The 20,647-nt window shown below is 71.8% G+C and carries 20 protein-coding genes and 2 pseudogenes; 13 read left to right on the top strand and 9 right to left on the bottom strand.

The window, feature by feature from the left end; translation table 11 throughout:
• Positions 1–11: 11 nt before the first annotated feature.
• Positions 12–2,087 carry an NAD(+) synthase gene (locus ACFYMM_RS19320; protein WP_388387990.1) on the top strand — a complete coding sequence of 692 codons (2,076 nt, stop codon included), beginning with the start codon at positions 12–14 and terminating at the stop codon, positions 2,085–2,087.
• 14 nt (positions 2,088–2,101) lie between these two features.
• On the opposite strand, the pseudogene ACFYMM_RS19325 reads toward ACFYMM_RS19320, so the two are convergent.
• A pseudogene (locus ACFYMM_RS19325) lies at positions 2,102–2,635 on the bottom strand (MFS transporter); the annotation flags it as partial.
• Here ACFYMM_RS19325 and ACFYMM_RS19330 point away from each other — a divergent pair.
• Positions 2,630–2,863: pseudogene (locus ACFYMM_RS19330) on the top strand (ArsR/SmtB family transcription factor); the annotation flags it as partial. The pseudogenes ACFYMM_RS19325 and ACFYMM_RS19330 overlap by 6 nt on opposite strands.
• Before the next feature lie 16 nt (positions 2,864–2,879).
• Here ACFYMM_RS19330 and ACFYMM_RS19335 read toward each other — a convergent pair.
• The gene (locus tag ACFYMM_RS19335; RefSeq protein WP_388387993.1) at positions 2,880–3,737 is read right to left on the bottom strand and encodes an alpha/beta fold hydrolase; all 858 of its coding nucleotides are present in this window, start codon (positions 3,735–3,737) and stop codon (positions 2,880–2,882) included.
• A 150-nt stretch (positions 3,738–3,887) separates the two neighbouring features.
• On the opposite strand from ACFYMM_RS19335, the gene ACFYMM_RS19340 reads away from it, so the two are divergent.
• On the top strand, positions 3,888–4,718 hold the full coding sequence (locus tag ACFYMM_RS19340; RefSeq protein ID WP_388387995.1) for a hypothetical protein: 831 nt from the start codon (positions 3,888–3,890) through the stop codon (positions 4,716–4,718).
• A gap of 48 nt (positions 4,719–4,766) precedes the next feature.
• Here the strand turns inward: ACFYMM_RS19340 and ACFYMM_RS19345 are convergent, their stop codons facing one another.
• Positions 4,767–5,270, bottom strand: coding sequence for a DUF3592 domain-containing protein (locus tag ACFYMM_RS19345; protein ID WP_388387997.1), 504 nt, complete (start codon positions 5,268–5,270; stop codon positions 4,767–4,769).
• Positions 5,271–5,412: 142 nt separating this feature from the next.
• Between ACFYMM_RS19345 and ACFYMM_RS19350 the strand changes: the two genes are divergently transcribed.
• From ACFYMM_RS19350 to ACFYMM_RS19365, 4 genes are all read left to right on the top strand, one after another.
• Positions 5,413–6,996 carry a protein kinase gene (locus tag ACFYMM_RS19350; protein WP_388387999.1) on the top strand — a complete coding sequence of 528 codons (1,584 nt, stop codon included), beginning with the start codon at positions 5,413–5,415 and terminating at the stop codon, positions 6,994–6,996.
• A 90-nt stretch (positions 6,997–7,086) separates the two neighbouring features.
• Entirely contained in the window at positions 7,087–7,608 is a 522-nt protein-coding gene (locus ACFYMM_RS19355) for a helix-turn-helix domain-containing protein (RefSeq protein WP_388388001.1), read from the top strand.
• Between the two features lie 85 nt (positions 7,609–7,693).
• Positions 7,694–8,302: a hypothetical protein gene (locus ACFYMM_RS19360; protein WP_388388003.1), complete on the top strand. Its 609-nt coding sequence runs from the start codon at positions 7,694–7,696 to the stop codon at positions 8,300–8,302.
• A gap of 122 nt (positions 8,303–8,424) precedes the next feature.
• Positions 8,425–8,772 (top strand): DUF2516 family protein, encoded by a 348-nt coding sequence (locus tag ACFYMM_RS19365; RefSeq protein ID WP_388388005.1) that lies wholly within the window; start codon positions 8,425–8,427, stop codon positions 8,770–8,772.
• Between the two features lie 40 nt (positions 8,773–8,812).
• Here ACFYMM_RS19365 and ACFYMM_RS19370 read toward each other — a convergent pair whose 3' ends face one another.
• The 3 genes from ACFYMM_RS19370 to ACFYMM_RS19380 form a co-directional block, all read right to left on the bottom strand.
• Positions 8,813–10,117, bottom strand: coding sequence for a SpoIIE family protein phosphatase (locus ACFYMM_RS19370; RefSeq protein WP_388388007.1), 1,305 nt, complete (start codon positions 10,115–10,117; stop codon positions 8,813–8,815).
• Between the two features lie 301 nt (positions 10,118–10,418).
• A complete protein-coding gene (locus tag ACFYMM_RS19375) occupies positions 10,419–11,504 on the bottom strand; it encodes an NlpC/P60 family protein (protein WP_388388009.1) in 1,086 nt (361 codons plus the stop codon).
• 199 nt (positions 11,505–11,703) lie between these two features.
• Positions 11,704–12,516: a class I SAM-dependent methyltransferase gene (locus ACFYMM_RS19380; RefSeq protein ID WP_388388011.1), complete on the bottom strand. Its 813-nt coding sequence runs from the start codon at positions 12,514–12,516 to the stop codon at positions 11,704–11,706.
• Between the two features lie 210 nt (positions 12,517–12,726).
• On the opposite strand from ACFYMM_RS19380, the gene mshA reads away from it, so the two are divergent.
• The 3 genes from mshA (at position 12,727) to ACFYMM_RS19395 (ending at position 16,344) form a co-directional block, all read left to right on the top strand.
• The gene (gene mshA, locus ACFYMM_RS19385) at positions 12,727–14,064 is read left to right on the top strand and encodes a D-inositol-3-phosphate glycosyltransferase (protein ID WP_388388014.1); all 1,338 of its coding nucleotides are present in this window, start codon (positions 12,727–12,729) and stop codon (positions 14,062–14,064) included.
• A complete protein-coding gene (locus tag ACFYMM_RS19390) occupies positions 14,057–14,560 on the top strand; it encodes a YbjN domain-containing protein (RefSeq protein WP_388388016.1) in 504 nt (167 codons plus the stop codon). The genes mshA and ACFYMM_RS19390 overlap by 8 nt, the downstream gene beginning before the upstream one ends.
• Before the next feature lie 131 nt (positions 14,561–14,691).
• Positions 14,692–16,344, top strand: a complete 1,653-nt coding sequence (locus tag ACFYMM_RS19395; protein ID WP_388388018.1) for a glycosyl hydrolase family 28-related protein — start codon at positions 14,692–14,694, stop codon at positions 16,342–16,344.
• On the opposite strand, the gene ACFYMM_RS19400 is transcribed toward ACFYMM_RS19395, so the two are convergent.
• Entirely contained in the window at positions 16,314–17,135 is an 822-nt protein-coding gene (locus ACFYMM_RS19400) for an AraC family transcriptional regulator (RefSeq protein WP_388388020.1), read from the bottom strand. The genes ACFYMM_RS19395 and ACFYMM_RS19400 overlap by 31 nt on opposite strands.
• A 49-nt stretch (positions 17,136–17,184) precedes the next feature.
• On the opposite strand from ACFYMM_RS19400, the gene ACFYMM_RS19405 reads away from it, so the two are divergent.
• Positions 17,185–17,628, top strand: a complete 444-nt coding sequence (locus tag ACFYMM_RS19405) for a DUF2000 family protein (protein WP_388388022.1) — start codon at positions 17,185–17,187, stop codon at positions 17,626–17,628.
• A gap of 8 nt (positions 17,629–17,636) precedes the next feature.
• On the opposite strand, the gene ACFYMM_RS19410 is transcribed toward ACFYMM_RS19405, so the two are convergent.
• Both ACFYMM_RS19410 and ACFYMM_RS19415 read right to left on the bottom strand, forming a co-directional pair.
• The gene (locus ACFYMM_RS19410; RefSeq protein ID WP_388388024.1) at positions 17,637–18,230 is read right to left on the bottom strand and encodes a Uma2 family endonuclease; all 594 of its coding nucleotides are present in this window, start codon (positions 18,228–18,230) and stop codon (positions 17,637–17,639) included.
• Between the two features lie 47 nt (positions 18,231–18,277).
• Positions 18,278–19,147: a helix-turn-helix domain-containing protein gene (locus ACFYMM_RS19415; protein WP_388388026.1), complete on the bottom strand. Its 870-nt coding sequence runs from the start codon at positions 19,145–19,147 to the stop codon at positions 18,278–18,280.
• 342 nt (positions 19,148–19,489) lie between these two features.
• Between ACFYMM_RS19415 and ACFYMM_RS19420 the strand changes: the two genes are divergently transcribed.
• Positions 19,490–20,251 (top strand): phosphoglyceromutase, encoded by a 762-nt coding sequence (locus ACFYMM_RS19420; protein WP_388388028.1) that lies wholly within the window; start codon positions 19,490–19,492, stop codon positions 20,249–20,251.
• A gap of 153 nt (positions 20,252–20,404) precedes the next feature.
• The gene (locus ACFYMM_RS19425; protein ID WP_388388030.1) at positions 20,405–20,590 is read left to right on the top strand and encodes a VOC family protein; all 186 of its coding nucleotides are present in this window, start codon (positions 20,405–20,407) and stop codon (positions 20,588–20,590) included.
• The last annotated feature ends 57 nt before the right edge of the window (positions 20,591–20,647 follow it).

Raw genomic sequence — 20,647 nt, forward strand, 5'->3', positions numbered from 1 at the left:
CCGTGCTTGACATGGTCAACATCGACAGGGCACCGATCGCGGACAACTTCCGGTCGATCTATCAGCACGGCTTCGCGCGGGTCGCCGCGTGCACCGGCCACGCCGCCATCGCCGAGCCGCACGCCAACGCCGAGGCGGTCCTCGGGCAGGCGCGCCGGTGCGCGGACGAGGGCGTGGCCGTCGCCGTGTTCCCCGAACTCTGCCTGGCCGGCTACTCGATCGAGGACCTGCTGCTGCAGGACGCGCTGCTGGACGAGGTCGAGGCGGCGCTGGCGGACGTGGTGTCCGGCTCGGCCGATCTGCTGCCGGTGCTCGTCGTCGGTGCCCCGCTGCGCCACCGCCACCGGATCTACAACTGCGCGGTCCTCGTGCACCGCGGGCGGATCCTCGGCGTCGCGCCCAAGTCCTACCTGCCGAACTACCGCGAGTTCTACGAGAAGCGGCAGATCGCCGCCGGCGACGACGAGCGCGGCGGGACGATCCTGATCGGCGGCGCGAGCGTGCCGTTCGGCACCGACCTGCTCTTCGCGGCCGAGGACGTCCCCGGCCTGGTGCTGCACGCCGAGATCTGCGAGGACATGTGGGTGCCGGTGCCGCCGAGCGCGGAGGCGGCGCTGGCCGGAGCCACCGTCCTGGTCAACCTCTCGGGCAGCCCGATCACGGTCGGGCGCGCGGAGGACCGCAAACTGCTGTGCCGTTCGGCGTCCTCGCGCTGCCTCGCCGCCTACGTCTACGCGGCGGCCGGCCTGGGCGAGTCGACCACCGACCTGTCCTGGGACGGCCAGACCATGATCTACGAGAACGGTGTGCTGCTGGCCGAGACCGACCGGTTCCCGCAGGACGAGCGGCACGCGGTCGCCGACATCGATCTCGACCTGCTGCGTCAGGAGCGGCAGCGGATGGGCACCTTCGACGACAACCGCCGTACCCACGCGGCGCGCACCGGCGGGTACCGGCAGGTGTCGTTCCGGCTCGACCCGCCCGCCACCGACCTGGGGCTGCGCCGCCGACTCGAACGCTTCCCGTTCGTCCCGGCCGACCCCGCCCGCCTCGCCCAGGACTGCTACGAGGCCTACAACATCCAGGTCGCCGGCCTGCAGAAGCGGCTCGCGGCGATCGGCGGCCCGAAGGTCGTCATCGGGGTGTCGGGCGGTCTCGACTCCACCCACGCGCTGATCGTCGCCGCCAAGGCCATGGACCGCGCGGGCCGCCCGCGCAGCGACATCCTCGCCTTCACCCTGCCCGGGTTCGCCACCGGCGAGCACACCAAGGGCAACGCCCACAAGCTGATGCGCTCGCTCGGCGTCACCGCCGCCGAACTGGACATCACCCCGACCGCCCGGCTCATGCTGAAGGAGATGGGTCACCCGTTCTCCGCCGGTGAACCGGTGTACGACGTCACCTTCGAGAACGTGCAGGCCGGCCTGCGCACCGACTACCTGTTCCGGCTGGCCAACCAGCGCGGCGGCATCGTCCTCGGCACCGGCGACCTCTCCGAGCTGGCGCTGGGCTGGTGCACCTACGGCGTCGGCGACCAGATGAGCCACTACAACGTCAACTCCGGCGTGCCGAAGACGCTCATCCAGCACCTCATCCGCTGGGTGATCACCAGCGGCCAGTTCGACGCGGACACCAACGCGACGCTGGCCGCGATCCTCGACACGGAGATCAGCCCCGAGCTGGTGCCGGGCGAGGAGCTCCAGTCCACCGAATCCAAGATCGGCCCGTACGCGCTGCACGACTTCACCCTCTTCCACGTCCTGCGCTACGGCTTCCGGCCGTCCAAGATCGGTTTCCTGGCCTGGCACGCCTGGAGCGCCCCGGACGCCGGGGACTGGCCGCCCGGCTTCCCCGAGGACGAGCGGGTGGCGTACGACCTGCCGGAGATCTGGCACTGGCTGGAGTACTTCTGCCGCCGCTTCTTCGGCTTCGCCCAGTTCAAGCGCTCGGCCATGCCGAACGGACCGAAGGTCCTGGCGGGCGGTTCCCTCTCCCCGCGCGGCGACTGGCGCGCCCCCTCGGACACCACGGCCCGCACCTGGCTGCGCGACCTGGCCCGCTGGGAGGTGGCGGGGGGCGGCGAGTAGCCGGCGACGGGCCGCTACCCCTCAGCCCTCAAGGTGGCTCCCCGCGGCTGCTCCGCCACGAGGTGAGCCGCCGCGAGGGCCAGGGTCACGGTGACCGATCCGGCCGCCATCAGTGTCATCGCGACGGCTGGGGAGGTCAGTTGGGCCACCGCGCCCGCCACGGCCGCGCAGACGCCCTGCATGCCGGACATCCCGACGAAGTGCAGACCGAGGGCCTGGCCCGCGAGGTCGTCCGGGGTGAGGGACAGCAGGCGTTCCTGCAGCACCAGGCTCGCGGCGAACCCCACGGAGGCGAGGGCGGCGGCCACGGCCGACAGCGCCACGGACGGCCGCAGCACGAAGAACAGGTAGGGCACCGCCAGCAGCAGACGCAGCGGGGTGGCGAGACGGGGGCGCACGGCGGGCGGCACCAGGCGGCCCACCGCCATGTCGCCCACGAACATGCCCAGCGCCCCGCACGCGTACAGCGTGCCGGCGGCCCGGGGCGCGTAGGAGACGTAGAGCGAATCGCTGCCGACGATCAGGCCGTTGGGCACCCACAGCCCCAGGGGGCGCTCCTCGGGACCGCGCGGGCCGCGCTGCTGGTGCTGCTCGGTACGTCCATGAGCACGACCCAGCTGGTCGCCGTGACCGGGCAGGGGCTGGGGTCGGTGGGCCGCCATCTGCGGGTGCTGCTGGACGCGGGGCTGGTGGAGCGCCGCCGCGCCGGGCGGTCGGTGCTGTACGTGCGGACGGCGGCCGGGGAGGTGCTCGTGGAGGCGTCGAGGGCCCTGTGACGGCTCGGCGTGCCGGTCAGTGCGTCGCCGCGAGGGCGGCGAGCAGTCCGGCGGCGGCCTCCGGGTGGACGAGCCAGCGCAGGTGGCTTCCCGCGAGTGTCCGGACGTCGAAGGGGTTGTCGGGGGTGAGCGCGTCGGCTTCGCGGATCATGCGGTCCTGGGCGGCGGGCGGAATGCTGGTGTCGTCGGCCAGGCGTACGTAGGTCCTGGGGATCCGGCCCCAGGTGGCGGCCTGCGCCCGGTCGGCGGCGGTACCGACGTCCAGGTTCTCGTCGGGCTGGAAGGTGTTCAGGAAGGTCCGGAACTCGTCGTCGGTGAGGTCGGCGCCGAACGCCCGCTTGAACGCGGCGAGCGACGCCGGGTCGGCGGTACGGAAGTTGGTCCGGAGCAGGCCGAGTTCGGCCGGGTTCCCGACGAGCGTGGCGGCGAAGGCTCCCGCGTCGACGTCCGCCATCTCGGGCTGGGCGTAGTAGTCGCCCACGGGCAGGTCGACGGGGCACCAGGCGGAGACGTAGACGAGCCGGTCGATCAGCTCGGGCCGGGCGTTGGCGACGGCGGTGGCCGTGATGCCGCCCCGGCTGTGGGCGACGAGGACGGTGGGCCCGTTCCGCTTGGCCCGCTCGAGGACTTCGATCACGCGGGCGGCGTTGTCCGCGAGCGTGACTCCCTTGATATTCCCCGGTTCCACGGCGAGGGCGTCGAGATCCTGGGGCGCCTGGTAGGCCGTCGGGAAGGTCGCCTCGAATCCGTGCCCCGGAAGGTCGACCGCGGCCGAGCGATGCCCGAGCAGGGCGAGCCGGGCCTGCAGGGGCGCGAACGAGAACGAGTTCGCGAAGGCCCCGTGGACGAGAACGAAGGTCGGCAGATTCCGCATGCCTCAGCCTCCAACGGAACGATCTTCGGAGGCAAGAGCCGCGGGCATGCGACAGTGCTGTAGCACGCCGGTAACAGCAGTCCCGCAGATCTTCACGAGCCTCACACACATCGTCATGATCACGCCATGATTCTTCTGTTGGCAGCGGCGGTGCTGGTGGCCGTCCTCGGGCTGGCTCTCTTCACCGGCCTCTGTATGTGGGTGGCCGCCTGGATCAGCGACGGCGTCAGCTTTTCCGGCGGCACGGGACACCAGATCCTCACCGCGTTGCTGGTCGCCGTGATCTACGTGGTGTTGATGGCGTTGGCCAGTCCGGTGGCGGTGGTGTCGGAGCCGTTCTGGGTCACCGCCGGTCTGTCGCTTCTGGTGTTCTGGCTGACGTACCGGCTCTCGCACTGGTGGGGACTGGGCTTCCACGTGCACGGCTTCGAGGCGGTGGTGATCGGCACACTGGCCGTTTCGCCGGTGACCCTCATAGTGCTCTCGTTGACCGCGATCGGACTCAAGGGGATCGGGTGGTGGAGCACCGACGGCAGGTCTCGAACAGGTCCACGTCGTCCCGCGTCGGCGCTGGTCGAGTTCGTCCGCCTGATGGTTGTCGCCACCGTCCTCTGTCTGTGGGTGGCCGCCTGGATCAGCGACGGGATCTCCCTTTCCGGCGGCACGGGACACCAGATCCTCACCTCTGTGCAGGTCGCCGCGATCTATGCGCTGCTGATGGCGTCGGTCGCCCTGGTGGCGTGGCTGCCGAATTCACTGATGACGGCCATAGCGGTGACCACCGCTTCGTCGCTTCCGGTGTTCTGGCTGACGTACTGGGTCTCGCAGTGGTGGGGACTGGACTTCCATGTGCACGGCTTCCTGTCGGTACTGGTCGGCACACTGGCCGTTTCACCGGCGGCCTTTACGGTGTCCATGCTCACCGGCCTGGAGCTCTCGTTGATCGGATGGGTGGACCCCGACGACTGGGACGTGGACTGAAAAAGATCGCCGAGCGCCGCTACCCGGCCGCCCCTGCGAGAGCACCTCTCACGGGGCAGGGGACGCGGAGCCGGCGAACCCGAAGTGGGCCATGCCGAAGCCCGTCGCCGCGAAGAACAGCCCGATGATCACGAACACCCCGAGGAACGCCAACGGCAGCAACATCAGCGCGGACGATCCACCGGAGGCGGCATCCGCGGTCACCGCCCGCTCCGGCGCCTCGGGCAGGTAGCGCACCAGGACCCGATCTCCCGCCAGGAGCGGGCGGCGGGGAGAGGCGTAGATCCGGTGTTCCGCACCGTCGGCCGTCCGGAAAGCGATGATCGCGCGCCGCGAGGTGGTCACATGCTGCCGGCCATGGACCGACAGGTAGGTTTCCAGGACCAGGCCCTCAGCCACCAGCCCCTTGGTGAGCACGCGGTGGACCATCGCCCTGCGCCGCACGAGGCGCACGCCCCCGGCCACCCCGATCGAGGCGAAAAGCAGCCCGACGACACCGAACACCACGCCGAATGAGCCCACACCAGCAGAAACAGGCACGCCGTCCCCCATCCATGCTCCGCCCGCCCCCGCGACCGGATGTCCGCAGGGGAAGATGCCGCCGGCATCCGCGCGGTTCCAAGATCCATCAAGTCGGTCGCCAACAGGCCCGTAACCAAAGGGCGTTGCGCCGACGGGCCCTACGATGACCGCCATGAATCGTGGAGGGGCACAACGGGAGCTGATCGACGGCCGTTTCGAGCCGTTGCAGCGGCTCGGCGGCGGGGGCATGGGAGTGGTCTGGCGGGCGTACGACACCGCCCTGGACCGGGAGGTGGCGCTGAAGGAAGTCCGCCCCGCCGATCCGGCGACCGCCGCCGCGGACCCCGAGGGCGCCCGCACGATGCGCGAGCGGGTGCTGCGCGAGGCGCGGGCCCTGGCCCGCCTCCAGCACCCCAACGTGGTGACGATCCACCACATCATCGACACCGCCGAGTACCCGCATCCCTACCTGGTGATGGAACTGGTCCACGGCGGCAGCCTCGCCGACCGGCTGGCCTCCGGCCCGCTCGGCGTGCCGGAGGCCGCGCGGATCGGGCGCGGCGTGCTCGCGGCCCTGCGCGCCGCCCACGCCGGCGGCATCCAGCACCGCGACGTCAAACCCGGCAACATCCTGCTGCGCGCCGACGGCACACCCGTACTCACCGATTTCGGCATCGCGACCCTGCACGACGCCACGGCGCTGACCGCGGCCGGCTCGCTGATCGGCTCCCCCGAGTACATGGCGCCCGAGCGAATACGCGGCCACGAGGGCGGCCCCGCCTCCGACCTGTGGTCCCTGGCCATGACGCTCTACGTCGCACTCGAAGGCCGCCACCCGCTGCGCCGCTCGGGCACGCTGTCCACCCTCGCCGCCATCCTCGACGAGCCACTGCCGCCTCCCCGGCACTGCGGGCCGCTCGCTCCGCTGCTGACGGCCATGCTCGCCAAGGATCCGGCGCGGCGCCCGGACGCCGCCGCCGCCGACCGCGCCCTCGCCGCCGTCGAACACGGCGCCCCCTACCGGGCCGAGCCCGTCTCAGGAGATGACCGTGCGGCAGGTGGTTCCCCCACCGGGGGCGTCACCCGTCTCGCGCCGGCCGCCGCGACACGCGAGCTTCCGCAGCGCTCCTCACCGGCCCCCACCCGGCGGCGGCGCACCAACGGCTACGCGATCGCCGGCGGCTGCGCGGTCCTCGCGCTGCTCGCGGTCCTGTCCTACGTCTTCTGGCCCGCGCCGGGCGGTTCCGGCCGCTCGGCGCGGTCTCAGTCGCCGACCGCGCAGTCCCCGCAGCCCAGCCACTCGGCGCAGCCCACGCACTCCGCACAGGCCGGGCAGACCGGCCGGACCGCGCACTCCGGGCAGGCCGCGCGGCAGGCTCCTGGCCGGGGCCCGTGGAAGGTGTCGGGATACGGCTGGACCTACACCGTGGAATCCGTGTCCCGCACCACCAGCGAGTGGGTGCCCGACCCGCGCCCCTCGCTGACCATCACCGCAGATCTCGAGCGCGGCAGCGCCGACGAGTTCTCCCACATGACCTACCGCGTCAGCGACCCGGGCAGCGGCACGGTCCTGGACGCCGACCCCCTCGCGAGCTCCGGGGACAGCGAACCGCCGGCGCGGCAGCGCAGCCGACTGGTGCAGGTGTTCTGGGACACCGACCCCCGGGCCACCCACGTCACCATCACCCTGCACGACTTCTACTGGCCCGCGGGACGCGACCTGGTCCTCAAGGACATCCCCGTAACCGGCTCCTGACCGGATCTTCGGAGGAAGCCGGGAGAGACGCGCGACACTCTTGCAAGCAGGTGCTTGCAAAAGTTAGCGGAGGTGGGGCAAGGTGGAGGCATGGCATCGCTCAACGTCGGCAATCTCGGTGAGTATCTGCGCGAACAGCGGCGCACCGCGCAGCTGTCCCTGCGGCAGCTCGCCGACGCCGCCGGGGTGTCCAACCCGTACCTGAGCCAGATCGAGCGCGGGCTGCGCAAGCCGAGCGCGGAGGTGCTCCAGCAGGTCGCCAAGGCGCTGCGGATCTCCGCCGAGACGCTGTACGTCCGCGCGGGCATCCTCGACGCCGAACGGGACCGGGACGAGGTGGAGACCCGGGCGGTGATCCTCGCCGATCCCACCCTCAACGAGCGGCAGAAGCAGGTGCTGCTCCAGATCTACGAGTCCTTCAGGAAAGAGAACGGGTTCGGGATCGGGGAGACGGCGGACGACGACAGTTCCCGCGACGGGGACGTGGACGGTCACGGGGGCGCCGACGCCGCCGACAGTGCCGTGCGCGGCACCCGCACGGCCGACCGTCTGCCCGACGATGCCGACGCCGATGCCGATGCCGACAGCAGTCCGCGGCGGACGGCTGGTTGAGCCGTACCTGAGAAGCCAGCCAACCGCCGCCGCGCCGCGGACCACAAAACCCTCAGCCGAACGTGAATCCGGGAGGACCATCACCATGGCCATCACCGACGACCTGCGCAAGACCCTCAGCGACCCGACTCCGCTCTACTTCGCCGCCGGCACCGCCGACCTGGCCCTCCAGCAGGCGAAGAAGGTGCCCGGTCTGGTCGAGCAGCTGCGTGCCGAGGCCCCGGCCCGTATCGACGCCGTACGCAACACCGACCCCAAGGTCGTGCAGGAGAAGGCCTCCGCCCGGGCCAAGGAGGCGCAGGAGACCCTGCAGGCCAAGGTCAGCGAGTTCTTCGGCTCCCTCGACGGCGACCTGAAGAAGCTCGGCGAGTCCGCCCAGGACCTCGCCCTGCGCGGTGTCGGCGTCGCCGCCGAATACGCCGTCAAGGCACGTGAGACCTACGAGAAGGTCGCCGAGCACGGCGAGCAGACCGTGCGGACCTGGCGCGGCGAGGCCGCCGAGGAGATCGAGGACCTCGCCATCGCGGTCGAGCCCAAGGGCGAGCCGAAGACCGAGCCGGTCGCGGTCAAGGAGGAGCCGGCGCCGACCGAGCCCAAGGCGGAGGCCGGCTTCGCGAAGAAGCCCGTGGCCAAGAAGGCCCCGGCCCCCCGCAAGGCCACCCCGGCGAAGAAGACCCCGCCGCCCGGCAAGTAAGGGGCAGCGCTTCGACGGGCCGGGCACTCCGTGGGTGCCCGGCCCGTTGTTACGGGTACGGTGGCCGGGTAGGGACCGGCACAGACAACGGGCGACCGGCGGAAACGGGCGGTGACAGCAGCATGCTGATGTTGGGCTTCGCGGGGTTCATGGGACTGCTGAAGATCGTCCTGATGGCCCTGGCCGCGTTCGCGCTGATCGACGCCGCGGTGCGGCGCGAGGACGCCTTCCGCGCGGCCGACAAGCAGAACAAGGTCTTCTGGCTGATCATCCTCGGCATCGCGCTGGTGGTCAGCTTCCTGTTCTCGATCCTGTCCATCCTGCCCATCGCCGGACTGGTCGCGACCATCGTCTACCTGGTGGACGTGCGCCCGGCCGTCCGGCAGGTCTCCGGCGGCGGTGGTGGCTGGGGCCGCCGCCGCGGCAGCAGCAGCGACGGACCGTACGGCCCGTACAACGGCGGCCGCTGAGCCCCCGGCCATCGGGAGTGGGCCCCCGGCCACAGGGGGCTTACGGCACCCGGTCCAGCAGGACCACCGCCACGTCGTCCGTCAGCTCGCCGCCGTTGAGGTCACGGACCTCGCTGACGGCGGCGCGCAGCAGGTTCTCGCCGCGCAGTCCCTCCGCCAGCTGGCGGCGGACCATCTCCACCATGCCGTCCTGGCCCAGGCGCTCCTTGCCCCGGCCGACGCGGCCCTCGATCAGACCGTCGGTGTAGAGCATCAGGCTCCACTCGGACCCCAGCTCCACCTGCATCCGCGGCCACCGGGCGCCGGGCAGCAGACCGAGCGCGGGGCCGTTGTTCTCGTACGGCAGCAGCTGCGCGGGACGGCCGGGGCGGGCCAGCAGCGGGGACGGGTGGCCGGCCAGGCACAGGCCCGCGCGACGGCCGTCCGGGGCGATGTCCACCGTGCACAGGGTCGCGAAGATCTCGTCGTCGCCGCGCTCGTGCTCCAGGACCTCCTGCAGCGTGCCCAGCAGCTCGTCGCCGCACAGCCCGGCCAGGGTCAGCGCCCGCCAGGCGATGCGCAGCTCCACGCCGAGCGCGGCCTCGTCCGGGCCGTGGCCGCAGACGTCACCGATCATGGCGTGCACGGTGCCGTCGGGCGTGCGCACGGTGTCGTAGAAGTCGCCGCCGAGCAGGGCGCGCGAGCGGCCCGGGCGGTAGCGGGCGGCGAACCGCAGCGAGGAGCCCTCCAGCAGCGGCGTGGGCAGCAGGCCCCGCTCCAGGCGCCGGTTCTCCTGCGCGCGCAGCCGGCCCTCGGCGAGCTTGCGCTCGGCGGTGTCGGACCGCTTGCGCTCGACGGCGTACCGGATGGCGCGGCTGAGCAGCCGGCCGTCCAGTTCGTCCCGGAAGAGGTAGTCCTGTGCTCCCACCCGCACGGCCTCGGCGCCGCGCTCGGCGTCGCCGGAGGCGGTCAGCGCGAGCACGGCGTGCCGGGGCGCCAGCTCCAGCACGTGCTTGAGTACGGCCAGCTCGTCGGCGTCGTCGTGTCCGCCGGGGGCGGGCAGCGCCAGGTCCAGCAGGATGCAGTGGACGTCGTCGGTGAGCAGCCGCGCGGCCTCGGTGAGGTTGCGGGCGGTGCGGACGCGTGCCGGGTTGCCGGTCGAGTCCAGCAACTCGGGCACGATCGGCGAGCCGGCCGGATCGTCCTCGATCAGCAGCAGGGTGAGAGTGGCGCCGTTCGCGGTGTTCGCGGCGGCCTCCTTGCGGTGGGCCTCTTCCTTGAGGTGGCCGCCGACTGCGGAGGCGGCCTGCGCCTGACCACTCTCCGCGGCCGGGATCGCTCTCTGCCGCGGTATGGGTACGGGCATCGTGTTGGGTTCCTTCCCTCCCCCCGAGGGCTGGCGGGGCGAGGGACCTCGACCCACCCGAGCAGGGACCATAGCGGTACTGGCCACCGCAACGGAATGGTGTGAGCCGCGTCGCTCACGTGCAGACCCCTGTCATATGCCGCGATACGTACCGCAGTTGGACAGGCCGGTATGGGCGCGGGGATGACGAAGGTCACGCCCTGCCCTGGTTTGGCGGGTGGTTGGCGGTGCGCTGGGTCACATGCGGTGGGTCACACGCGGGGCGTCCCGGAGTGCGGGGCCCAGGCGTGCTCGGACGTCCTCAGGCGTCCGGGCGTACCACCCCGAGGATCGGCATCTCGCCCGCGCCCGCGATCGTCACCGTGCGGCCGGGGCGCGGGGCCTGGATGATCGCGCCGTCGCCGATGTACATCGCGACATGGCTGGCGTCGTCGAAGTAGATGATCAGGTCGCCGGGGCGCATGTCCTTGACGTCGACGTGCTTGAGCTGCTTCCACTGCTCCTGCGAGGTGCGCGGGATGGGGTGGCCGGCGCTGGCCCAGGCCTGGGAGGTCAGGCCCGAGCAGTCGTACGACTCCGGGCCCTCGGCACCCCACACGTACGGCTTGCCCAGCTGCTTGGTGGCGAACTCGACCGCCTTCTTGCCCTGCTCGGACGCCTTGCCGTTGATCTCCTTGAGGATGCCGGTGTCCAGCCAGGCGGTCTGTGCCTGGTAGGCGGCCTGCTGCTCCAGAGCGGCCAGCCGCTCCTGCTCCTTCTTCTGCAACTGGGACTGGAGCTTCTCGGCGGCGGCGATCTGCTGTGTGATCTTCTTCTTCGCGGCGGCCTTGGCCTTCCGGTTCGCGTCCAGCTTCTGCCACTGCGTGGAGGCGTCGTCGGCGTACTGCTGCAAGTCCTGCTGGGTCCGGGTCATTTCGGTGATCAGGTTCCTGGTCGCCCGCTGTCCCTCCAGCAGGCGGCCCGCGCCGTCGAGGAACTGCGCGGGGTCGTCGCTCAGCATGAACTGGGCGGCGGGCGGCAGCCCCCCGTCGCGGTACTGGGCGCGGGCGGCGGCCCCGGCCTGGTCCTTCAGCCTGTCCAGCTTCTGCCGGCCCGCGACGATCTTCTTGGCCAGCTCGACGATCTCGGCGGACTGCTTCCTGGTCTGCTCCTCGGCCGCGTCGTATGCGTCGGTGGCGACGGCCGCGTCGTGGTAGAGCCGGTCGAGTTTCTCGCGGACCTTCTCAAGGTCCTCGGTGGGAGCGGGAGTCGCCGACGGCGATGAGGAGGGCGTCGGCGTGGCCGCCCGCGCGGAGTTCGCGAAGGCCGTGCCGGGTGCCGCCAGTAGGGTGACCGCGCAGACCACGGTCACGGCGGCCGTGAGCAGGACGCGCTTGCCGGTCCCCATACCTCTGCCCCCAAAGCTGATTTACCGTCAGTAACTTACGAACGCCCGGGGGATCGTGCCACGGCGCGCCGCAAAGCGACAGAGGCAACGCCCGTGATGGTCCCTCCCCTGCCCCCCTCCCCGGCATGACGATCTCCCCGCCTTTGTGACGAACGACTCACGGAGATCGTTCCCGCGGCCCGGCACGGTCGTGCCGACGTCAGCGCAGGGGCGCCAACGCCTCCCACCGCACCGTCACTTCCCCCTGTCGCCAGCGCGTCGGCGAGTCCGTGACCGGCCAGTCCGCCGCCAGGTCCCGCACCGACCGCATCCAGCGCTGGCGGGCGCCGTAGGAGGCGTAGGGCGCGGCGGCGGCCCAGGCGCGGTCGAAGTCGCGCAGGAAGGCGTGCACCGGCTCGCCGGGCACGTTGCGGTGGATCAGCGCCTTGGGCAGCCGCTCGGCGAGGTCCGAGGGCCGCTCCAGGGAACCCAGCCGGGTCGCGAAGGTGACCGTGCGCGGCCCCTCGGGGCCGAGCGCCACCCATACGTGCCGCCGCCCGATCTCGTCGCAGGTCCCCTCGACCAGCAGCCCTCCGCGCGAGGCGCCCCCGGCCGGGGCGAGCCGGGCGCACAGCCGTTCCCAGACGGCGGCGACCTGGTCCTCGTCGTACTGCCGCAGCACATTGGCCGCTCTGATGAGCGCCGGGCGCCCTGTCACGGGGATCTCGAAGCCGCCGTGCCGGAAGGCCAGCCCGTCCCGTTCGTACGGCCGCGCGCCCGCGACCCGGGCCGGTTCGATCTCGACGCCCACCACCCGCGCGCGGGGCGCGACGGTGCGGAGCCGGCCGAGCAGTTCGACGGCGGTCCACGGGGCGGCCCCGTAACCGAGGTCGACGGCCACCGGCTCGGCCGCCCGCCGCAGCTCACCGCCGTGCGCGTGCGCGATCCAGCGGTCCATGCGGCGCAGTCGGTTGGGGTTGGTGGTCCCGCGCGTCACGTTTCCCAGCGGGCGGGACACGGCGCGGGCTGTCATGCGTACGAGGATATGCGTACGGCGATATGCGTACGGCGATATGCGGACGAGGTCACGCGTGCGAGGGCATGCGTGATCGAGCCACCGATGGTCATGATTGGGTAAAGTCGCGTGCGCGGGAAATGACGGCGTACCCCCGCGCTGTTGCACCCCCTTGGAGGGCGCCCCACGTCCTCCGAACGGCATGCCCGCAGCAAGGAGGAACGCCACGTGAGCCAGTACGTCAGCAGGCTCGGGCGTCGCTCTCCGGCGGCCCCCTCGCGGCTCAGGCTGTCCCGCAGGCCCCGCCGCGTCGCCATGCTCTCCGTGCACACCTCTCCGCTGCACCAGCCCGGCACGGGCGACGCCGGCGGCATGAACGTGTACATCGTCGAGCTGGCCCAGCGTCTCGCCGCGATCAACATCGAGGTCGAGATCTTCACCCGGGCCACCTCCGGCGGCCTCCCGCCCAGCGTCGACCTCGCCCCCGGCGTCCTCGTCCGGCACGTCGACGCCGGCCCCTACGAGGGCCTGGCCAAGGAAGAACTCCCGGCCCAGCTCTGCGCCTTCACCCACGGCGTGATGCAGGCCTGGGCCGGCCACCGCCCCGGCTACTACGACCTGGTCCACTCCCACTACTGGCTCTCCGGCCACGTCGGCTGGCTCGCCGCCCAGCGCTGGGGCGTCCCCCTGGTGCACGCCATGCACACCATGGCCAAGGTCAAGAACGCCAACCTGGCCGACGGCGACACCCCCGAGCCCGCCGCCCGCGTCATCGGCGAGACCCAGATCGTCGCGGCGGCGGACCGGCTCATCGCCAACACCGCCGAGGAGTCGGAGGAATTGGTACGGCACTACGCGGCCGACCCGGCCAAGCTGGCCGTCGTCCACCCCGGAGTGAACCTCGACCGCTTCCGCCCGGCCGACGGCCGCGCCGCCGCCCGCGCCCGCCTGGGCCTGCCGCAAGACGCCCTGATCCCGCTGTTCGCGGGCCGCATCCAGCCGCTCAAGGCGCCGGACGTGCTGCTGCGCGCCGTCGCCGTACTGCTCGCCGAGCGCCCGGAGCTGCGGTCGAAGATCGTCGTACCCGTCGTCGGCGGCCCCAGCGGCAGCGGTCTCGCCAAGCCCGAGGGCCTGCAGAAGCTCGCCGCCCGGCTGGGCGTCGCCGATGTCGTACGGTTCCGTCCGCCGGTCGGCCAGGAGCAGCTCGCGGACTGGTTCCGGGCCGCCTCCGTGCTCGTCATGCCGTCCTACAGCGAGTCCTTCGGCCTGGTCGCCATAGAGGCCCAGGCGGCCGGTACGCCGGTGCTCGCGGCCTCGGTCGGCGGTCTCCCGGTCGCCGTACGCGACGGCGGCACCGGATTCCTGGTGCGCGGCCACGACCCGGCCGACTACGCGCGCGTGCTCGCCCGCTTCGCCGACGAACCGTCCCTGGCCGAGAGCATGGGAGCCGCCGCCGCCGGGCACGCCCGCTCCTTCGGCTGGGACGCGGCGGCCGCCGCCACAGCCGACGTGTACACGGCCGCGGCCCAGGCCCACCGCCGTCGCGTACGCTCCCACCATGGCTGATGCGCAGAGGGCCGCCGCCCAGGTCCTGGAGGGCGTCTTCGAGGACGCCGAACTGGAGTGGGAGAGCCCCGAGCCGGGCACCTACGTCGTCAAGCTCCCCGGCACTCGCAAGCTGTCCACGACCGTCTCCTTCCTCGTGGGCCGCCACTCCCTCTCCCTCAACGCCTTCGTGATCCGCCACCCCGACGAGAACGAGGCGGGCGTCCACCGCTGGCTGCTGGAGCGCAACCTCAAGCTGTACGGCGTCGGTTACGCCGTCGACCGCCTCGGCGACGTCTACGTCACCGCCCGTCTGTCCCTCGCCTCCGTCACCGCCGACGAGATCGACCGCCTCCTCGGCCAGGTCCTGGAGGCGGCGGACGGCGCCTTCAACACCCTGCTGGAGCTGGGCTTCGCCTCCGCGATCCGCAAGGAGTACGCGTGGCGGGTGGCGCGCGGGGAGTCCACACGGAACCTGGACGCGTTCAGCAACCTGACCCAGCGTCCTACCGACTGACTCAGTACGCCCTACGACTGACTTGGTACCGCCCTCTTTCCCCGCAGCGGGGCCCCGTGGCATGCTCGCCGCCAACGCACTTCTGAACGTCGTTCACATCCATGAAAGAGCCGCATGGAGGACGTACGGACATGGGCAACGCGTATCTCTCCAGACGAACCCTGCTCGGCGGCGCACTGGCCGCGGCGGCGGTCCCCGTCCTGCACAGCCCCGCCGCGCCGGGCGAAGTCCCCACCCTCTGGCGCGAGTTCACCCGCACCCCGTTCACCCACCCGCAGATCCCCTACGTCGGCCGCGCCGGATACCGGGCCGGAACACCCCGCTTCCCCCGCCGCCCCGTCGTCGCCGACGTCACCGACTTCGGCGCCGTGGCGGACGGCACCACCGACTGCGCCCCCGCGATCAACCGTGCCCTCGCCGCCGCCGGACGGGCCGGCGGCGGCACGGTCACCATTCCGCCCGGCACCTTCCGCATCGACGGCCTGATCCGCGTCGCCGACTCGAACGTCGTCCTGCGCGGCGCCGGCAGCGGCCGTACGACCCTGTACGCGACGAAGAACCTCACCGAACTCATCGGCGTCTACGGCTCCCGCTACGGCGGCACCAAGTCGGCCTGGTCCTGGGCGGGCGGACTGATCTGGCTGGCGCCGAGGGCCCGCTGGGACTCGCTGGTCACCGCCATCAGGGCGCGGGCCTGGCCGTTCGAGGGCTGGACGGGCAACAAGCGGGACGAGTGGGCGCCCCTCACGGCCGTCGGACCGGCCCGGCAGGGCGACTGGACGGTGACCGTCACCGACCCCTCCCGGCTGCGCCCCGGCGCCCTCGTCCTCCTCCGGGTGGGCGACGACAGCGCCCACACCCTGCTGCAGCACATGGCGGGCGGCGGCCCCGGCCCGGCGGCGTACTACTGGGACGACAAGACGAAACTGCTCTCCTACGTCCCCTACGAATGGCCCGTCCGCATCGCGCACGTCCGGGGCCGCACGGTCACCCTGGAACGCCCCCTCCCGCTGGACCTGCGCCCCGAATGGAACCCCCAACTCACCACCCACGCAACGGAACTGACCGGCTCCGGAGTGGAGGGCCTCACCCTGGACGTGATGGAGACCCCGCAGTCCCCGCACCTCCTCGACAAGGGCTACAACGGGGTCGTCCTGCAGTGCGCGTACGACTGCTGGCTGGACGACGTCACCGTCCGCAACGTCGACAACGGCTTCGGACTGGTCGCCGCCTCCTCCTGCACACTGCGCCGCACCAGGGTCGGCGGCCGGGGCGAACACCACCCCTACTTCTGCCGCGAGGGCTCCCACGACAACCTGATCGAGGACTTCGCGATCGAACAGCGCACCGTCCCGGCCCCGCCCGACACCCAACTGCACGGCATCAACGTCGAGGGCCTGTCCTCGTACAACGTCTGGTCGCGCGGCGAACTGCAGATGGGCACCTTCGACTCGCACCGCGGGCTGCCCTTCGCCGACGTCCGCACCGACATCACGGTGAACAACAACGGCCGCCACGGCGGCGACGCCAACGCGGGCCCCCTCTTCGGTGCCCGCTTCACCCACTGGAACATCCGGGTGACCAACGGCCGGGCGGGCCTGATGAGGCTCGACGCACTCGCCCCGTACTCCGCCACCGTCGGCCTCGACGCGGTCACCGACTTCGACCAGACCGACGTCCCGGACTTCACCGGCGACCTGCACACCCGACTGGAGCTGTATCCCACGACGGACGTGGTCCGCCCGGCCAATCTCTACGAGGCCCAGCGCGCACTCGACTGGTAGCGCCCCGGCGTCACACCCACCAGCCGCCCGAAGTGCCGGGTGAGATGGGCCTGGTCGTAGAAGCCCGTCGCCGAGGCCACCTCGGACGGCGGCCGCCCCGCCAGCAGCAGCCGCCGGGCGCGGCCGACACGGCGGGACATCAGGTACTGGTGCGGTGCGATGCCGTACGCCCCGCTGAACGCCCGTACCAGGTGGGCGGGGTGGGCGTGCAGCAGCCGGGCCGCCTCCCGGAGACCGAGCCCCCGGTTGACGTGTTCGTCGAGGAGTTCGCGCAGCCGACGGGCGAGCGCCGGGTCCGCGCGGCGGACCTCGGCGGCGCCCCGGGGCCGGTCCCGCAGATGCTCCCGGAGGCGTTCGCCGACGAGCGTCAGCCGGCTCTCGGCCTCCAGCTCGTCACCGGGGCGGGCGAGCGCGCCGTGCACCTGGCCGACCCGCCGGCGCAGCACCGGATCCCGCAGGTCGGGCCCGTCGACGGCGGCCCCGATGAGGTCCTCCCCGAGCACCGAACTGTCGAGGTACAGGACCCGTTTGCGAAAGCCCTGCGAGGTGGCGGGGGAGCCGTTGTGCGGGACGTGCGGCGGCAGCAGGGACACGGTGTCGTGCGGGGTGCCGTGCTCATGCCGGTCGAGGTCGTACCGTACGGCCCCGTCGTCGACGATGAGCAGCGTCCACGCCTCGTGCACGTGCATGGGGTAGGCGTACCCGGTGAAATGGGCGTGGAAGACCTCCACGACACCGGGGATCCGGGGGCGCCAGGCGGAGACCTCCCGCTGGGGGCGCTGAGCGGCCATGCAAAGAACGTACAAGACGACGCCGTGGACCGGCCGCCAGTCTCGACGCATGAGCGACATGAGCGACATGAACACGGAACCGATCCGCTTCGACACCAAGATCACGGTCCTGCTGCGGGAGGACCTGGAGCCGTGGCAGCGGCTGAACGTGACCGCGTTCCTGGTGAGCGGGCTCGGGCCGACGGTTCCCGAGGTGATCGGCGAGCCCTACGAGGACGCGGACGGGGTGCCGTACCTGCCGATGTTCCGCCAGCCGGTCCTGGTGCTCGAGGGTACGAAGGAAGCACTGACCGCCGCCCACGCCCGGGCCCTGTCCCGCGCCCTGCCCAGGTCGGTCTTCACGTCCGACCTGTTCACCACGGGCAACGACCGCGACAACCGCGCCGCCGTACGAGCCGTGGGAACGGGCGAACTGGACCTGGTGGGCCTGGCGGTCTACGGCCCGAGGAACGCGGTCGACAAGGTCACCAAGGGGGCGCGCATGCATCCGTGAAGCACGCCTCAGTCCTCGTACACCGGCAGGTTGTCCGTCGGGATCGTCCAGTCGCCGATGGTGACGTCCTCGCCGTAGACGAAGTCCTTGCGGCTGGCGTAGCGGGGACCGTCCGGAGTGGCGTGGATGTCGGTGAGGACGGTGCCGGTGCCGGTGCGGGGGTCGAAGATCGCGTAGACAGGGACGCCCATCAGGGGGTAGTCGCGGGTCTTGCTCACCCAGTCGTTGTCCGGGTTGGAGCGGGAGACGACCTCTACGGCGGCGACGAGCGACCGGGGGTCGAAGGACCCCTCTCCTTCCATCTCCGCCTCGGCGATCACCATCACATCCGGACGGCGCATGATCCCCTCGGGTTCGTCCTCCACGTCGGGCTCCCCGGTGTGCGCCACGATCTCGTCCGGCATCGCCTTTTCCAGGCGTTTGCGGACGCGCAGCACGGTGAGTTCGTGCGGCCTCATGGGCGACATCATGTCGAGGACGATCCCTTCCCTGGTGATCTCGAACTTGCCGGGGAGGTTGTCGTCCGCGGACTGAACGAAGTCCCGCATGGCCCGGTACAGGTGTGAGGCGCCCTGCCGCGCGTTCTCCGGGGCGATGGTCATGGCGCTCGCTCCTCGTCGTCTGTGCCCAGGGGCAAGGATCGTCACGTTCATGCTAGGCGGGCTCCGGCGGCCTCCGGGAGATCGGACCGGCAGTCGCGGCAGCGGCCGGGAGCGGGGGAGCGGAAGGGTCGGTCACAGCCGTCACAGGTCTGGAACGGATGCCGGACGGGCGGCGGCGGGGCGGGGGCCCGGAACGGCGGTGGGGGAGGCAGCCGGGCGGTGAGCCGGTGGGCCAGCAGGGCTGCCGGGCGGCTCAGGGGATCAGGTGGCAGATCGGCGGTGAGGGCGTGCCGCAGGACCGCGGGGCTCACGTCCCGCTCCAGCCAGGCGGCGATGCCGGGGGCCAGATGCGCGATGTCGCAGGTGGAGAGCAGCAGACGTTGGTCTTGGCGGCGGAGGCCGGCGAGGAGGTCGGCGGCCTGGTGGAGAAGGGCGGGGGCGGGGCAGACCGGCTGGGGGACGGCGGGGAGGGCGTTCTTGCCGGCCGGGTGCCTCTTCGCCGGCGTCGGGCGCGGCGGCCGTAGCGGCGGGTGGTCGCTACGGCGGACTCCCGGCTGGTTGCAGGAGATCGTACGGGTGACGATCCGGCCGCCGGGGGCGCGCTCGCGGACGCGGCGGAGGTAGCCGTGGGCCTCCAGTTCGCGCAGGGCGGCGGCGATACGGGTCGCGCCCTCGGGGAAGCGGACGGCGAGGGTCTTGATGTCGACGCGGGCGCCTTTCGGCAGCGACTGGATGTGGCAGGCGAGACCGATCGCCAGGAGTGTCAGTTCCGCGTGCTGGGTGAGGTGGTTGCCGATCACCGTGAAGCGGTTGGTGTGGCGGGTGTTGTCGTGGGTGAGGCCGCCGGAGTGGGGGTGGTCTTTGCCGGTATGCCCGGACTGGGGGCGCGAGGGCGCGCTAGGGTGCTGCGTATCCATCAGGAAGGTCCGCTTCCTCGGTGGTCAGGCCCTCGCCCTGGGATTGCAGCCCGGGCGGGGGCCGTCGCGTTTGCGGTCGTGTTGCGCCGAGAGTAGGGCAGCCAATGGGGCCGCAGTCCAGCCGAGTTGGCGATGTTCACCCGCCAGGGTGAGCCCGTGCCACGGGCGGCAGGGGTGGGGCTTGGCCGGGTCCTTTCCCCGTCGTGGTCCTTGGAGAAGAGCGCCCCTTCCTCCGGAGCACGGGGAACCGGGTTCCGGCCCCGGCAGGCCGGCCTCGGCCCGGACTGTCCGGCTGATGGGCGGCCCTCCTGGGGGGCGAATGCGTGGATTACGCTCTGGGGCATGGCCGACGCACCGTACAAGCTGATCCTCCTCCGCCACGGCGAGAGCGAGTGGAACGCGAAGAACCTGTTCACCGGCTGGGTGGACGTCAACCTGAACGAGAAGGGCGAGAAGGAGGCGGTCCGCGGCGGTGAGCTGCTCAAGGACGCCGGCCTGCTCCCCGACGTGGTCCACACGTCCCTCCAGAAGCGAGCGATCCGCACGGCGCAGCTCGCGCTGGAGTCGGCGGACCGCCACTGGATCCCGGTCCACCGCAGCTGGCGGCTGAACGAGCGCCACTACGGCGCCCTGCAGGGCAAGGACAAGGCGCAGACCCTCGCGGAGTTCGGCGAGGAGCAGTTCATGCTGTGGCGCCGCTCGTACGACACCCCGCCGCCGCCGCTCGAGGACGGCACGGAGTTCTCCCAGTCGGACGACCCCCGCTACTCCTCCATCCCCCCGGAGCTGCGCCCCCGCACGGAGTGCCTGAAGGACGTCGTCGTCCGCATGCTCCCGTACTGGTACGACGGCATCGTCCCGGACCTCCTGGCCGGCCGCACGGTCCTCGTCGCCGCCCACGGCAACAGCCTCCGCGCCCTGGTCAAGCACCTGGACGGCATCTCGGACGCGGACATCGCGGGCCTGAACATCCCGACGGGCATCCCCCTGTCCTACGAACTCGACGCCGACTTCAAGCCCCTCACCCCCGGCGGCACGTACCTCGACCCGGAGGCAGCGGCGGCGGCGATCGAGGCGGTCAAGAACCAGGGCAAGAAGAAGTAGGTTCCGTGATCATGCCTCCCACCTGCGCATACGGCGCGGGCGGGAGGCATTTTCATGGCCTGGGCCCACTGTGGGCCCACAGGCCCCCGAGCCTTGTGGCCGGAGAGCCTGCCCGAGAGCCTTCCGGGCACGATCCCGGCTACTTGGCATGAGGTGCGCGTACACCTTGAGGTCGACACGATCGCCGAGGCCGCGCTGGCCGCGGGCGGCTCCGAGGCGGGCGGCCCCGAGGACCACGGCTTCATGTACTCGCGCAGCTTCTTCGACCTCGACGGCCACGGCCGGCAGGTGATGTGGATGGATCCGTCGAGCACCTCGGACAGCTCGTCCACCGGGTGAAAAGGACCGCCCCACGCCCTTGGGGACGAACTTCCGGCAGGCCCGCCGAGGGCGCCG

Origin of the sequence: Streptomyces sp. NPDC006739 (genome assembly GCF_042869815.1) — a bacterium.
Lineage (GTDB): Bacteria > Actinomycetota > Actinomycetes > Streptomycetales > Streptomycetaceae > Streptomyces.

What these genes read in the sequence shown, in the direction of transcription:
- ACFYMM_RS19410 (WP_388388024.1), bottom strand. Translation starts at nt 18,230, where the DNA reads ATGACCATCGCCCCGGAGAACGCGCGGCAGGGCGCCTCACACCTGTAC.
- ACFYMM_RS19400 (WP_388388020.1), bottom strand. Translation starts at nt 17,135, where the DNA reads ATGGCCGCTCAGCGCCCCCAGCGGGAGGTCTCCGCCTGGCGCCCCCGG.
- ACFYMM_RS19380 (WP_388388011.1), bottom strand. Translation starts at nt 12,516, where the DNA reads ATGACAGCCCGCGCCGTGTCCCGCCCGCTGGGAAACGTGACGCGCGGG.
- ACFYMM_RS19395 (WP_388388018.1), top strand. Translation starts at nt 14,692, where the DNA reads ATGGGCAACGCGTATCTCTCCAGACGAACCCTGCTCGGCGGCGCACTG.
- ACFYMM_RS19365 (WP_388388005.1), top strand. Translation starts at nt 8,425, where the DNA reads ATGCTGATGTTGGGCTTCGCGGGGTTCATGGGACTGCTGAAGATCGTC.
- ACFYMM_RS19375 (WP_388388009.1), bottom strand. Translation starts at nt 11,504, where the DNA reads ATGGGGACCGGCAAGCGCGTCCTGCTCACGGCCGCCGTGACCGTGGTC.
- ACFYMM_RS19370 (WP_388388007.1), bottom strand. Translation starts at nt 10,117, where the DNA reads ATGCCCGTACCCATACCGCGGCAGAGAGCGATCCCGGCCGCGGAGAGT.
- ACFYMM_RS19390 (WP_388388016.1), top strand. Translation starts at nt 14,057, where the DNA reads ATGGCTGATGCGCAGAGGGCCGCCGCCCAGGTCCTGGAGGGCGTCTTC.
- ACFYMM_RS19415 (WP_388388026.1), bottom strand. Translation starts at nt 19,147, where the DNA reads ATGGATACGCAGCACCCTAGCGCGCCCTCGCGCCCCCAGTCCGGGCAT.
- ACFYMM_RS19420 (WP_388388028.1), top strand. Translation starts at nt 19,490, where the DNA reads ATGGCCGACGCACCGTACAAGCTGATCCTCCTCCGCCACGGCGAGAGC.
- ACFYMM_RS19320 (WP_388387990.1), top strand. Translation starts at nt 12, where the DNA reads ATGGTCAACATCGACAGGGCACCGATCGCGGACAACTTCCGGTCGATC.
- ACFYMM_RS19360 (WP_388388003.1), top strand. Translation starts at nt 7,694, where the DNA reads ATGGCCATCACCGACGACCTGCGCAAGACCCTCAGCGACCCGACTCCG.
- ACFYMM_RS19405 (WP_388388022.1), top strand. Translation starts at nt 17,185, where the DNA reads ATGAGCGACATGAGCGACATGAACACGGAACCGATCCGCTTCGACACC.
- ACFYMM_RS19355 (WP_388388001.1), top strand. Translation starts at nt 7,087, where the DNA reads ATGGCATCGCTCAACGTCGGCAATCTCGGTGAGTATCTGCGCGAACAG.
- ACFYMM_RS19345 (WP_388387997.1), bottom strand. Translation starts at nt 5,270, where the DNA reads ATGGGGGACGGCGTGCCTGTTTCTGCTGGTGTGGGCTCATTCGGCGTG.
- ACFYMM_RS19335 (WP_388387993.1), bottom strand. Translation starts at nt 3,737, where the DNA reads ATGCGGAATCTGCCGACCTTCGTTCTCGTCCACGGGGCCTTCGCGAAC.
- ACFYMM_RS19350 (WP_388387999.1), top strand. Translation starts at nt 5,413, where the DNA reads ATGAATCGTGGAGGGGCACAACGGGAGCTGATCGACGGCCGTTTCGAG.